At 64.1% G+C, this 15,366-nt stretch carries 5 protein-coding genes; 3 read left to right on the plus strand and 2 right to left on the minus strand.

All coding sequences use genetic code 11. The features are described from left to right. Positions 1-136: 136 nt before the first annotated feature. Positions 137-9,706 (plus strand): YDG domain-containing protein, encoded by a 9,570-nt coding sequence (locus GCT19_RS27430; RefSeq protein ID WP_193727455.1) that lies wholly within the window; start codon positions 137-139, stop codon positions 9,704-9,706. Between the two features lie 88 nt (positions 9,707-9,794). Beyond that, entirely contained in the window at positions 9,795-11,501 is a 1,707-nt protein-coding gene (locus GCT19_RS27435; RefSeq protein ID WP_152853678.1) for a ShlB/FhaC/HecB family hemolysin secretion/activation protein, read from the plus strand. Positions 11,502-12,020: 519 nt separating this feature from the next. Here the strand turns inward: GCT19_RS27435 and GCT19_RS27440 are convergent. After that, entirely contained in the window at positions 12,021-12,800 is a 780-nt protein-coding gene (locus tag GCT19_RS27440) for an SDR family NAD(P)-dependent oxidoreductase (protein WP_321576880.1), read from the minus strand. Between the two features lie 207 nt (positions 12,801-13,007). Further along, positions 13,008-13,886: a LysR substrate-binding domain-containing protein gene (locus GCT19_RS27445; protein WP_321576881.1), complete on the minus strand. Its 879-nt coding sequence runs from the start codon at positions 13,884-13,886 to the stop codon at positions 13,008-13,010. A gap of 199 nt (positions 13,887-14,085) precedes the next feature. Here GCT19_RS27445 and GCT19_RS27450 point away from each other — a divergent pair, with 199 nt between their 5' ends. Then, entirely contained in the window at positions 14,086-15,363 is a 1,278-nt protein-coding gene (locus GCT19_RS27450) for a ribulose-bisphosphate carboxylase large subunit family protein (protein WP_152853679.1), read from the plus strand. Positions 15,364-15,366 lie beyond the last annotated feature (3 nt).

Genomic DNA, 15,366 nt, shown 5'->3' on the forward strand with positions numbered 1-15,366 from the left:
CTGGCGTGGGTGGCTCGAACACGGCTAACAGGCCCAGACGTACACATATTCCGGCATGCCAGGTCGGGGCTCGTCGTCGGACGATCTCGATGGCATGGCGGAATTGTTAGTTCTGCAACTAAAAATGGGCGGCGCCATGAATCTTATTTACCGCTTGTGCTGGAATCGGTCCCTCGGGCAATGGGTCGTCGCATCGGAGTTAGCAAACCGATGCCAGCGAAGCGGCGCGCACCGGATGCGCGGCGGCATACGGCGCGCCGTGATGGTGCTGGTTGCGTGGTTGTCGATGCTGGGCGCGCACAGCGCGTTTGCCGCGGGCGGCCCGAGCGGCGGCCAGGTCGTCTCCGGTTTCGGAACGATCATCCAGTCAGGCACGACGACCACCATCCAGCAGGGCAGCCGCACACTGCAGCTGAACTGGCGCAGCTTCGACGTCGGTGCGGACCAGACCGTGAATTTCGTTCAGCCGGGACGCAGCGCGCTGGCCGTCAACCGCATCTTCAGCAGCACGGCCAGCCAGATCTTCGGACATCTGAACGCTAACGGTCAGGTCTGGCTCATCAATCCCAACGGTGTGTTGTTCGGGCCGTCGGCGCGCGTGAACGTCGGCGGCATCGTCGCCTCCACGCTCGATGTCGATCCGGCTACGCTCGATGGCAACAGCCGCCGGTTCGCCGGCAATGGCAAAGGTTCGGTCGTCAACCAGGGCGCGATTGTTGCGGCCGATGGCGGCTATGTCGCGCTGCTCGGTAACCGGGTGTCCAATCAGGGCCTCGTCAGCGCGCGGCTCGGCACGATCGCGCTGGCCGGCGGCAGCGCCGCCACGCTCACGTTCGACGGAGCACAGCTGGTTCATCTGCAGGTCGATGCGAGCACGCTCGACAATCTCGCCGAGAACCGGCAACTGCTGGTGGCCGATGGCGGCCAGGTCATCATGACAGCCGGCGCGAGAGACGCACTGCTCGCCAGCGCGGTGAACAACACAGGCAAGATCCGTGCACAAACCGTGCAGGAACACGACGGCAAGATCGTGTTGCTCGGCGGCATGGAAGCAGGCTCGGTGAACGTGGGCGGCACATTGGATGCGAGCGCACCGAACGGCGGCAATGGCGGCTCGATCGAGACCTCGGCCGCGCGCTTCAATATCGCGCCGGACACGCACATCACGGCGGCCGCGCCATTCGGGCGCGCGGGTACATGGCTCGTCGATCCGACCGATCTGACCATCGACGCGACAGCGGCCAGCGAGATTTCGACCACGCTGAACGGCGGCACCAACGTCGTCGAGCAGACGACGGCGTCGGGAGCCACGGGCGCGGGCGTGCAGACGCCGGGCGCGGGCGATATCAACGTCAATTCGGCGATCAGTTGGACCAACGCGAACGCGAGCCTGACGCTCGAAGCGCTCAACGCGATCAACGTGAACGCATCCGTGACCGGCTCGGGCGCGGTGACGATGCAGGCGGGCACCGGCAACCTGACGATCGCGGCCGGCGCGGCGATCACGGGCGGCGCGGGCGTGACGCTGGCGACCAACGCGAACTTCATCAACAACGCGGGCAGTGCGGCGGTCAGCACCGGCACATCGTCGCCGTGGCGGATCTACTCGACCGACCCCAGACTCGACACCACGGGCGGGCTCACGCCATCGTTCGTCCAGTACAACGCGCCTTACGCCACCACGCCAGCGGCTTCCGGCAACGGCTTTCTGTATAGCCTCGCGCCCACGGTCACCCTCACGGGGCTCACCGGCAGCGTGACCAAGGTCTACGACGGCACCACTACCGCAGCTCTGACGAGCGCGAACCTGCAGACGACCGGGCTCGTCAACGGCGATGTGATTGCGAGCGCAACGGGGAGCTACGCGACCGCGAACGCGGGCACGGACATCACCGTGACTTCGCCGACGACGATCGCGGGCATCGTCATCAACACGTCGGGCGGCATCCGAGTCTATGGATACCGGGCAAGCGGCCAGGCGTCCGCCGACATCGGCACCATCACGCCCGCACCGCTGAGCGCCAGCGTCGTCGGCAATCCGACCAAGGTCTACGACGGCACCACGTCGGCGCCGGTCACGGCCAGCAATTACAGCTTCACGGGCTTCGTCGCGGGGCAGGGCGCGAGCGTGAACCAGGCGAGTTCGGTGTCCTACGCCACCGCCGACGCCGGCACGGGCATCGCCGTGAACGCCAGCTTCACGTCGACCAATTTCGTCGCCAACAGCGGCACGAATCTCGCTAACTACACGCTGCCGGTGTCGGCCACCGGCACCGGCACCATCACACCGGCGCCGTTGCTGATCAGCGGGCTGATCGCCAACAACAAGGTCTACGACGGCACGGCCGCGGCCACGCTCAATTCCAGCGGCGCCTCGCTGTTCGGCGTGATCAGCGGGGACAGCGGTCAGGTTTCGCTCGACACGAGCGGCGCGACGGGCACCTTCGCCACGTCCAACGTGGGCAACCAGATTGCGGTCACGCCATCGGGCTTCACGCTGACGGGCGCGCGAGCGGGCAACTACGAGATTTCGGTGCCGACCTATCTTGCCGCCAACATCACGCCGAAGTTGCTGACCGTCTCGGGCGGCACCGCGAACAGCAAGGTGTACGACTCCACCACGACGGCGACGATCGACCTCGCTGGCGCGACGCTGTCGGGACTCGAACCCTCGGACGTGGGCAAAGTCTTTTTTGCGACGAACGGCGGCGTCGGCGCTTTCAGCCAGTCCGACGTGGGCAACAACCTGCCGGTCACGGGAACCAGCGTCGCGCTCGGCGGAACGGCGGCCGGCAACTACGCGATCGGCTCGTTCAGCGGCATGAGCGCGAACATCACGCCCGCGCCGCTCTCGATTACCTTCCTCGGGTCGCCCACCAAGGTCTACGACGGCAGCGCCAACGCCACGCTGAACCAGTCGAACTACACGATCGCGGGCTTTGTCGGCGGCCAGAGCGCGATCATCGGCCAGAGTTCGGCATCTTATGCAACGCCCAATGCCGGCACGGGCATCACGATCACCGCCGCGATCAGACCGTCGGATTTCGTGCCAGCGGCCGGCACGTCGATGTCGAACTACACGTTTCCCGCGGTCGTGACGTCACCGAACGGCATCATTACGCCAGCGCCCGTAGAAGTGAACATCATCAACAATCCGACCAAGGTCTTCGACGGCACGAACACCGCTTCGCTCGGTTCCGGCAACTACGAGGTGCTCGGCGCGATTCCCGGCGACTCCATCGCGTTGAACCCGTTTCCGACGACCGGTGCATATGCGACGTCCAACGTCGGCTACCAGGGTGTCAGCACGTCGCTCAGCGCGGGCAATTTCCAGGCAGGTCCGAACACGCTGCTGTCGAATTACACGTTGCCGCTCATCGCCGCGGGCATGGGCACGATCGTCACGCGTTCGATCAACGGCGGACTGTCGGCGTCGATCACGAACAACCCGTCGAAGACCTACGACGGCAATACGATCGCGACGATTGCACCGAACGATTTCACGTTCAGCGGTTTCGTCGGCACGGACAGCGCGACGGTGTCGCATCCGATCACCGGCGCATATGCGACGAAGAACGCGGGGTCGCAGGCAGTGACAGCCCCGCTCGCCGAGGCGGACCTGACGCCGGGGCCAGGCACGAACCTGAGCAACTACTCGTTTCCGATTACGGCCTTTGGCACGGGCACCATTCTCCCGGCGCTGCTCACGGCTACGATCGTCGGCAATCCGACCAAGGTCTACAACGGCGACACGGTTGCGCGCGTGACGAGCGGCAACATCCAGTTGAGCGGCTTCGTCAGCGGCGAGAGCGCCACCGCCACACCGACCGCGCAGTTCAACTACGACCAGGTCAACGCGGGCAGCCGGACCGTGAGCGGCACGCTCGTGCCAGGCAATTACACGGCCGGCAGCGGCACCTTGCTCGGCAACTACCTGTTGCCCACGTTCGCCTCGGGCCCCGGCACGATCACCCAGGCACCGCTCTTTATCCTCAATGCTCACGCCACCAACAAGGTCTACGACACGACGACCGCCGACACGCTCGATGTCAGCAGCGTGTCACTGTCGGGCGTGGTCCCGTCCGACGCCAGCAATGTCACGCTCAACACCTCGACGACCGGCACCTTCGCGCAGTCGAACGTCGGCAACGGCATCGCCGTCACGGCGAGCGGCTTCACCGTCTCCGGCAGTGCGGCGGGCAACTACGCGTTGCAGCCGATCACCGGACTCACCGCGAACATCACGCCCGCGCCGCTGACGATCGCCGGTGCGATCGCGAACAACAAGGTCTACGACAGCACGACCGCCGCCACCATCAACACCACCGGCGCGACGCTGACAGGCGTGCTCGGCAGCGACAATGTCACGCTCGCGTCGGGCAGCGCGAGCGGCCAGTTCCCGACGGCGAACGTCGGCACCAATCTTCAGGTCACCGCGACCGGCTTCACGATCGGCGGCGCGCAGGCCGGCAACTACACGCTGTCGCAGCCGTCGAACCTGTTCGCCAACATCACGCCCGCGCCGCTGACCGTGACGATCACGGGCAACCCGGTCAAGGCGTACGACGGCACGACGTCGGTGTCGCTGAGCGCGTCGGACTTCAGCGTCACGGGGTTCGTCGGCAGCCAGAGCGCCACCGTCACGCAAACCGCGTCGAGCGGCTACTTCTCGCCGAACGTGGGCAAGAACGTTGGCATCGGCGCGACGCTGGAGCCGTCGGACTACACGGCTGCGCCCGGCACGCTGCTATCGAACTACGAGCTGCCGACCCAGGCGACCGGTACGCTCGGCGAGATCACGGCGAAGATCATCAACCTGACCGGTACGCGCGTCTACGACACGACGACGAACGCCAATGCGGACCTGTTCTCGAGCGCCGGCCAGGTCGACGGCGTCAACGGCGAGACGCTGACGTTGAGCGGCACCGGCACGCTGACGAGCAAGAACGTCGGCAAGCAGATTCCCTTCACGGGTCTCGGCACGCTGGCCCTCGGCAACGGCACCGGGCTCGCGAGCAATTACACCCTGGTCGGCGGCACCGACTGGGTGACCATCACACCCGCGACGCTGACGGTGCTCAACACGGTCGCGCTGAACAAAGTCTATGACGGCACGACGACGGCGACCTTGCAGAACGCGCTGCTCTCCGGCGTGCTGGGCAGCGACACTGTCGTGCTGGGCAACGACACGGCGGGCAACTTCAACAACAAGAACGTGGGCACCGCCAAGCCGGTCAGCACGAGCATGACGATCTCGGGCACCGACGCGGGCAACTACGTGCTGGTGCAACCGACCGGACTGACGGCCAACATCACGGCGGCGCTGATCAACGTGACGGCGAGCGGCATCGACAAGCAGTACGACGGCACGACCGCGGCGCAGGTCAACCTCGCGAGCCCGGGGCTCGTCCCCACCGACTCCGTGACGTTCTCCGGCTACTCCGCCAACTTCTCGCAGGCCAACGTCGCCAACAACCTGCCTGTCACGGTGACAGGGATCGGTCTGACCGGCGCCGACGCGGGCAACTACACGCTGCAGAACACCACGGCCAGCACCGCGGCGAACATCTTGCCGCGCGTGCTGAATCTGCAGGGCACGCGCGTCTATGACACGACGGCCAATGCCGACTCAGGCCTGTTCGCAACGAGTGGCTCGATCAACGGCGTCAACGGCGAAACGCTGAGCCTGAGCGGCACCGGTACGCTGACGAGCAAGAACGTCGGCAACCAGGTGCCATTCGCGAATTTCGGCACGCTCGCGCTCGGCAACGGCAGCGGTCAAGCCAGCAACTACACGCTCACGGGCGGCACCGACTGGGTGACGATCACCCCCGCGACGTTGACAGTCGCGAACACGGTCGCGCACGACAAGCAGTACGACGGCAACACCAACGCGCAGTTGACCGGCGCCACGCTGCAAGGCGTGCTGGGTTCGGACACCGTGACCCTCGGCAGCGATACCGTCGGCCAGTTCAACAACAAGAACGTCGGCACCAGCAAGCCGGTGACGACCAGCATGACGATCTCCGGCACCGATGCCGGCAACTACGTACTGATTCAACCGGCCGGCCTGACGGCCAGCATCACGACGCTGCCGATCGTCGTGGTCGACGCGACCGGCAGCAACAAGGTCTACGACGGCACCACCGCGGCGACGGTCGCGTTGAACAGCCCGAACGTCGTGGCCGGCGACAACGTGACCTTCAGCGAGAGCGCCGCCAATTTCGCGACCAAGAACGTCGGCAACAACATCAGCATTGCGGTGTCGGGCATCAGTATCGGCGGCACCGACGCGGGCAACTACGTGCTGCAGAACACCTCCGCGACGACGAGCGCCAACATCACGCCGTTCGTGCTGAACCTGCAGGGCGCGCGCGTCTACGATTCGACCACCAATGCCAACGCGAGTCTGTTCGGCAGCAACGGCGTGCTGACCGGAGCCAATGGCGAGACGCTGACGCTGTCCGGCACCGGCACGCTGGCGAGCAAGAACGTGAACGCCGCGCAGCCGTTCGCCGCGAACGGTCTCGCCGGCTTCACGCTGACCGGTAACGCCGGTGCGCTATCCAGCAACTACACGTTCGCGGGTGGCAGCGACTTCGTGACGATCACGCCGGCTCCGCTCTCGGTCACGGGCACGACGGTCAACACCAAGGTCTACGACGCGACGACCGCGGCCACGCTGAGCGGCGCGACCCTCGTCGGCGTGTTCGCGGGCGACGACGTGACGCTCGGCAACGACACGAGCGGCACGTTCGCCGACAAGAACGTCGGTAACGGCAAAGCCGTGACGCCTGCGACGATGACCGTCGGCGGCACCGACGCCACCAATTACACGCTGACGCAGCCCTCCGGTCTCACCGGCAACATCACGCCGCTCGGCATCACGGTGAACGCGACGGCGCAGAACAAGACTTACGACGGCACGGCGGCGGCGACCGCGAGCATCGGCAGCACCGGTGTGCTGGCAGGCGACAGCGTGAGTTTCGGCTTCACCCCCGCCAACGCGAACTTCGCCACACCGAACGCGGGCAACGGCATTCCGGTGACCGTGAGCGGGATCACGGCGAGCGGCGTCGACGCCGGCAACTACACGTACAACACCGTAGCGACGACGAGCGCGAACATCCTGCCCTTCGTGCTGAATCTGACCAGCACGCGCACCTACGATGGCACGGCGGGCGCCAACGCCAGCCTGTTCGGCAGCAGCGGCGTGCTGAGCGGCGCGAACGGCGAAACGCTGACGCTTTCCGGTACCGGCACGCTGGCGACGAAGAATGTCGGCACGCAGGTGCCGTTCGCGGCGAATGGACTCGCGGGCTTCACGCTGACCGGCAATGGCGGCGCGCTGCCCGCCAACTACACGTTCACGGGCGGCACGGACTGGGTGACGATCACGCCGCTCGCGGTGACGGTCGGCGCGACCGCGCAGAGCCGCACCTACAACGGCACGACCTTTGCCTCGACGACGCTGACGCCGACCGGCGTGCTGGCCGGCGACACCGTCAACTTCGGCTTCGCCAGTGCGAACTTCGCGACGCCGAATGCGGGCACCGCCATTCCGGTCACCGTCAGCGGCATTACGGCGAGCGGCGCGGACGCGGGCAACTACGCCTTCAATACCAGCGCGACGACCGCCGCGGACATCCGGCCTTACGTGCTGAGCCTGCAAGGCACGCGCGTCTACGACGGGACCACCGGCGCCGCTGCGACGCTGTTCGGCAACAACGGTGTGCTGACGGGCACCAACGGCGAAACGCTGACGCTGTCGGGCACGGGCACGCTCGCGAACAAGAACGTGAACCGGCAGCAGCCGTTCGCGACCAACGGCATCGCGGGCTTTACGCTGACCGGCAATAACGGTGCGCTGTCCCGCAACTACACGCTCGGCAACGGAGTCGGCGACTTCGTCAGCATCACGCCACGGACGATCACGGTCACGGCCGTCGGCCAGAACAAGGTCTACGACGGCTCGACCGCCGCGCAGCTCTCCAGCTTCACCGTGAACGGCCTCGTGGCGGGCGACAACGCGTCGGTTGGCATCATCACGCCCAGCTTCATCACGCCGAACGTCGGCACTGGCATTCCCATCGCGGTCAACTTCTATGGCAGCGGCACGGACATCAGCAACTACACGTTCGCGAGCCGGACGGTGGTGGCGAGCGCCGACATCACGCCCCGCGCGCTGACGATCGTGCCCACCGCGCAGAACAAGACCTACGACGCCACCACCACGGCGGTGCTCAGCGGCCTTAGCGTGAGCGGCCTCGTCGCGGGCGATACCGAGACGTTCACGGCCGGCAGCGCGAACTTCGCGTCGCCGAACGCCGGCAACGGCATCCAGGTCAACGTGGCGGGCATTTCGGGCACGGGCATCGGGATCGGCAACTACACGTGGAACACTGCTGCGACCACCACCGCGGATATCTTCCCGGCCGTGCTGAACCTGACCGGCAGCCGCGTCTACGACGGCGGCAATGTGGCCAGCGCCAGCCTGTTCGGCACCGGTGGACAGCTCGCGGGCGTGGCGGGCCAGACGCTGACGCTGACCGGCACCGGCACGCTGTCGACCCGCAACGCCGGAGCGCAGCAGCCATTCGCCGCGGGCGGTCTCGCGGGCTACACGCTGAGCGGCAACGGCGCGGCGCTCGCGAGCAATTACACGCTGGCGGGCGGCGTCGACTGGGTGACCATTACGCCGCTCGCCATCACGGTGGGCGCGACCGGCGCGAACAAGGTCTACGACGGCACCCGCGCGGCGTCGGTCAGTCTCGGCAGCAGCGGCATCCTGAGCGGCGACAGCGTCGGCTTCAGCGCGCAGGCGGCGAGCTTTGCCACGCCGAACGTCGGCAACGGTATTCCGATCGCGGTCACGGGTATATCGGCGAGCGGCGCCGACGCCGGCAACTATGCGTTCAACACGACGGCGCTCACGTCGGCGTCCATTTCGCCGTTCGTCCTCGATCTGACCGGCAATCGCGTGTACGACTCGACCACCGGAGCAGCGGGGAGCCTGTTCGGCGCGAACGGTGTGCTTCAGGGCGTGAACGGTGAAACGCTGACGCTGTCCGGCAGCGGAACGCTCGCGACGAAGAACGTCGGCAGCCAGATCGCCTTCGTGCCCGGCGGGCTGGGCGGTTTCACGCTGAACGGCAACGGCGCGGCGCTCGCCAGCAATTACACGCTGCTGGGCGGAGTGGACTGGGTCAGCATCACGCCGGCCACGCTGACGGTGGCCGGCACGCAAACGACCAACCGCTCCTACGACGGCACCGTCAACGACGCGCTGTCGGACGCGCGGCTCCAGGGTGTGCTGGGCGGCGATAGCGTTGCGCTCGGCAACGATAGCCTCGGTTTCTTCAACGATCCCAACGTCGGCATCAACAAGCCGGTGCGCGCCGCGATGACGATCAGCGGCGCGGATGCGGGCAATTACGTGCTGGTGCAGCCGACCGGTCTCGTAGCCGACATCGTCTCGCCGCTCCCACCGGTACCGATGGGCACGCTGACGTCGATCCAGGCACCGGTCGCCGACACCGGCATCCAGACGCCGTACGGCACTGCTGCGGCCACCGCGCAGGGCAACTACACGGGCAACCAGATGCAGGAGGACGTACCCAACCAGCGCAACGTGGTGCGCTCGGACTTCCGCCCGGGACTCTCGCTGACGGTGCTCAACGGTGGCGTGCGGCTGCCCTCGAACTGATGAGGCCGAACGGCAACGGAGCAAAAGAAAAGCACCAACCGACAAGCACGCGCGCGAGCGCGCCCGACGACATCTTCGAACCGCGACCATGACCGAGAACTGCTCGAAATGCCTGCCTGCAAGCCGAATCTGTCTGGCCACCGCTTTTGCGACGATGGCGCTCGCCGCGCACGGACAGGTCCTCCGCGCGCCCGCGAACACCGGCGGCGCTGGCCAGTTGCTGCAGCAGGTGCCGCAGCCGTCGCTGCAGCCACCTCCGTCGAATCTCGAACTGAGAATTCAGCCGCAGCAGAACGCACCGGCGGACAACACGAGAACCTTCCCGGTGCGCACGATCGAGATCACCGGCAATACCGAGCTGCCGACCGGCATGCTGCATGACGTGGTGGCATCGGGCGAGGGCAAGGACCTGACGCTGAGCGATCTGAACGAGCTGGCCCAGCGCATCAGCGACGTCTATCACAAGCACGGCTATCCGCTCGCCACGGCCTATGTGCCCACGCAAACGATCGAGAACGGCGTCGTGCGCATCGACGTGGCCGAGGCGCGTTACGGCGCAGTGGCGCTGAACAATCAGAGCCGCGTATCGGACCGCGTGCTCGCCCGAACGCTTGCGGCGCTCCAGGCGGGGCAACCCGTCAGCGAGTTCGAGCTGGAGCGCACGCTGCTGCTGCTGCAGGATATTCCCGGCGCGGTGGTGAGCTCGACGATGCGGCCCGGCCAGCAGGTGGGCACCTCCGATCTGCTCGTCGACGTGACGCCGCAGCAGCGCGTGACTGGCGACGTAGGCGTGGACAGCTTCGGCGATCCGTACAGCGGACGCGTGCGCGGCAGCGGCAACCTGAACATCAACGGACTGTTCGATCAGGGCGATGTGCTCAATTTGAGCGCGCTCACGTCGGGCCACGGCATGACCTACGGACGCATGGACTACCGCTATCTGCTCAACGGGCAGGGCACGACGCTCGGTGCCACGGTGTCGGGGCTCGACTATCACCTCGGTGGCGATCTGTCCGATCTGGACGCGCACGGTTCGGCGTTCGTGGCCGGCGTGCTGCTCGCCCAGCCGCTGATCCGCAACACGCGCGGCAATCTGTTCGGCCAGGTCGAATACAACTTCAGGCGCATCAACGACAACATCGACATCATCGGCCTGCAGAACGACCGCCATACGAACAGCCTGACGACCACGCTGGCGGGCGACCAGATCGATTCGACCGGTGTGACCAACGCGAGCCTCGCGATGAGCTGGGGCGTGCTGTCGGCGAACAATCTGCAAACCGACATCATCGATCAACTAGGCGCGGATACCGCGGGTCATTACGTCAAGCTGTCTTTGTCGCTGTCGCGGCTCCAGCAGCTCACGCGCGACGACGCGCTTTACTTTGGCTTTTCCGGGCAAACGGCGAGCAAGAATCTCGATACCTCCGAGCAGTTCTACCTCGGTGGCCCGGACAGTGTGCGGGGCTACGACGTCGGCGTGCTGTCGGGTTCGCGCGGCTATCTCGCGACGTTCGAATATCGCCACGACGTGAGCTTCCCGGCGATTCCCGGTGTGTGGAAGTTCTCCGCGTTCGTCGATACCGGCTGGGTGCAGCAATTCAAGAACGTGTTCGTGCCGGGACCCAACACGGGACAGCTGAGCAGCGCGGGATTCGGCGTTCAGTGGAACGGCCCGTACAAGCTGCTCGTGACGGCCAGCGTCGCGTTTCCGTTCGGACGCACGCCCGAGATACTCAGCGCGAATGCGAATACGTCCGTGCACTGCTGGTTGCAGTTGCGCAAGGGGTTTTAGGTCGCGGCAGTTTGCATGCAACAAAAAACCCCGCGAAACGGACGTTTGGCGGGGTTCTATCGGCGTCGACCGGCGACGTTTGCATCAGAAGAGTGGTGCCAGGGCCGGAATCGAAAAATTCCTGCTATCGCTTTGCTGGAGCATGTTTGCGGAATTTTGCCTGTGCAGATACCACCAGAAATACCACCGGGCGTGGGTGCTCGCCAGAAAGAGCGAGCGAAAGCTTATCGGCGAACGAGGCATACTGGAGTCGGCCGAGTTCGACCCGAACCCGCCGTTCAGCCTCCCGTAAGCGGAATGGCCGCTTCCAGGGGTATAACCGGCAGTCGCAGGTATTGGGAGTGCGGACCGAGACCTCCTATGCCGATGCAGTCAGGAAGCTGGGCCCTGATAAATGCATCAGAAACTGACCGAAGGCAATCAGGTCTATGCATACCGATCGCGCACTTGTTTAGCACGCAATCGGCGTCGCTATCTGTTACTTGTCGCGGTTGCTGTAGGGTAGCCTACCAATGCCGTTTAAACCGCGCCTGCTCCCCATGCGAGAAAGCCACCGTCCACCGGAAGCACGATCCCGTTGGTATATCCCGCTTCCTCAGACGCCAAATAGCAGACGGCCGCGGCGATTTCCGATGTGGTGCCGTAGCGCTTCATCGGAATCGCATTTGAGTATTCAGCGCGGAACTCTTCGATATGGAGCGCCTTGGTCATCGGCGTATCAACTGGACCCGGCGCGATTGCGTTAGCAGTGATGCCGTAGTCACAGAGTTCTACCGCCATCTGCCGCGTTAAAGCGATGACAGCCCCTTTCGACGTGCCGTAGGCCGTGCGTCCTTTACCGACCGCTCGCATGCCTGCCACCGAAGCGATGTTGATTATGCGGCCCCAGCGGTTCTTAACCATCAGACGCGCGGCATGTTGGGAGCATAAAAACGCGCCAGTTACATTGACCTGCATCGTTTTGAGAAATGCGTCGAGCGGATAGTCTATGAATGGCACCAGCTTGGCAATGCCGGCGCCGTTCACCAAAACGTCGCAACGCCCATGCGTCTTGTCGATCACATCGAATGCAGCGGCAATCGATTCGGCGCTTGAAACGTCTATCTCAGTAGCCGAAACTGACAGGCCCGCGTGGCAGAAGCCTGACGCTGTTTCTTCTGCCGCGCTCTTATTGATATCGGCAAGAACGACGTGATAGCCACGTCTTGCAAGCTGTTCTGCCGAATCTGCACCGATGCCCATCGCGCCGCCCGTGACCACGGCTACGCGACTTGTGCCGTTCTGCTTCGTCTGCTCCACGTTGTCTCCTTCAGTGTAAGACCGCTGCGCGGCTTCGCGTGCGATGCCTTGGAGCGGATCAAATGACGGCGCCGCGCGCCATCTCGTGTGCAAATTATTGGAGCCTTAACTGGCAAGGTCAAAGGATAATAAAGCTGGCGACTGTGAGAAAAAGTCAAACACCGGAAAAACTGATTTCGCATGCCGGCAAGCAAGCCGATGCATGCTTCATGTCTCCATTTCACGCAACTCGTTCCTCAGCCATTCCACCAAGGCGACGGTCTTCGGCTGATTCTCAGCATGAGGAGCAACCCACAGCACGAGGCTCACAGGGCCTGGCACAAAGCCGAACGGCGCGACGAGACCAGCCGAATCCAGTTCGTCCCGGACGAGCATTCTCGGCACTGCTGCGACGCCCAAACCGCACTTGGCGGCCTGAATCTGAAGATAGAAATGATCGAACGATTCAGCGATCTCAGGCGGGTTTTCCAGCACAGTCGAGCTCGCCTTGTACCAGTCGGCCCACGCGGACGGTCGCGTATTGGTTGCTAGAAGCCGCACACGCTGCAGGTCGCTCGGTTTTTTGATCCGGTTTGTGCGCATGTACCCGGGCGAGCACACTGCGCCGATCCATTCCTCAATCACCGGAACCGGGGTGACGCCTTTCGGTACCGGGATGGAGGAAAGCCGTATCGCCACCGTTATCTTGTCCCGGGTAAAGTCGATTTCGCCGTGACCTGTGTTGAAACTCAGCTCGAGCGATGGGATCGCATTTTTCAGCTTCGAGAGGCGCGGCAGCAGCCAGTACATCATGATCGACGCCGAGCATGAGAGCGTCAGCGGCCCCGGCTTGAGCTGATCGACGGTCTTTTGTATAAGGTTGAACGCCACGCTCAGGCCTTCGGCCATCTGCGCCCCTTCGGGCGTCGGCTCGGTCAAGTGCGCATTGCGCGACAGCAGTAGGACACCCAGCTGATCTTCAAGTGCACGGATATGTCTGCTGACCGCACCATGAGTCACGCAGAGTTCTTCGGCGGCGGCACCGAAGCTTCTCAGGCGGGCTGTGGCTTCAAAGGCGCGCAGCGCATTCAATGAGAGGCGAGGCACATGAGCTCCTATGGGCCCGCGGCCCACTGCTTATGAAAGTGGCCTATTGTGAGTTTTTCGCTCGGCGTCGAGAAATCATATCGTTTGATGTCGCAAGTCGTCAAAACTATATTCGTCTCATCCCCGGTTTAAGCGCAGGCCTCCCCAGTAAATCCATGCGCCTCAACTTAGCTCGAATACCCAGGACGAAGAGTCAAACATGGTCGAAATCTCCCATCAAAGAGCCGAATTTACCGCGCGTTATTTCGTCGAAAGCGCAGTGCCGATTGCAAAAGCCGCAGAAGTCATTGCGGGCGAACAGTCTAGCGGAACGTTTCTTTCGCTCCCGGGAGAGACTGATGCCCTGAAGAATCGCGCGCGTGCTCGCGTAGTGAAGGTGGATTCGCACCCCCCCGTTCTCGAGCCGTCGCTGCGCAGTGCTCACGTTGAACGGAAGGGGGCGCCGAGTGTCTATTATCGAGGCGAAATCGAGATCGCCTTTCCGGTGGACAACGTGGGCGCCAATCTGCCCACCCTTTTATCCACGGTCGCTGGCAACCTGTTTGAGTTAGGGGAAGTGACAGGGCTGCGGCTGCTTGACGTCGATCTGCCAGCAATGTACGCAGCACAGTTCCCCGGCCCTCAATTCGGTATTGGCGGAACCCGTGAGTTCGCGAAGGTCTACGACAGACCAATGATCGGAACGATCGTCAAGCCAAGCATTGGCTTGCTTCCGGAACAGACGGCTGAAATCGTCGATAGTCTTTGCGCCGCAGAGATCGACTTCATCAAGGATGACGAACTTCTCGCTGACCCCACGTACGCCAGCTTCGATCAACGCCTCGCAGCCGTCATGCCGGTCTTGCATCGACACGCCGACCGCATGGGTCGCATGCCGATGTACGCGATCAATATCTCCGGCACAATCGACGAGATGCTCCACCGACACGATGCGGTTCTGCGGGCCGGCGGTACGTGCGTGATGGTTTCCATTAATTGGGTAGGCTTTGCTGGCGTCGAGCATCTTCGAACGCATGCCCAATTACCTATCCACGGCCACCGCAACGGTTGGGGTGCGCTGACACGCTGTCCGGAACTCGGGTTCTCCTTTCAGGCGTTTCAGAAGTTGTGGCGACTTGCCGGAGTAGATCATCTGCACGTCAACGGCATTCGCAGCAAATTCTGGGAGCCAGATACATCCGTCATCGATTCGGCCCGTGCCTGCCTGGCACCGTTCGCGGGTGTGCAGCCGTTGATGCCAGTTTTTTCATCGGGCCAGTGGGCGTCTCAAGCCCCTGATCTGTATGCCCAGCTGGGCTCCGTGGACCTGATGCATCTGGCCGGCGGCGGAATTATCGGACATCCGCATGGAATCGCCGCGGGTGTTGCCAGTATGCGAGAAGGGTGGGAAGCAGCGGTCGAAGGAGTAGATCTGAAAACCTTCGCGGAGTCCCGACCTGCGCTGCGTGCTGCGCTGTCTCACTTCCAATCGGCGTAATCC

It is taken from the genome of Paraburkholderia atlantica (genome assembly GCF_009362785.1).
GTDB lineage: Bacteria > Pseudomonadota > Gammaproteobacteria > Burkholderiales > Burkholderiaceae > Paraburkholderia > Paraburkholderia atlantica.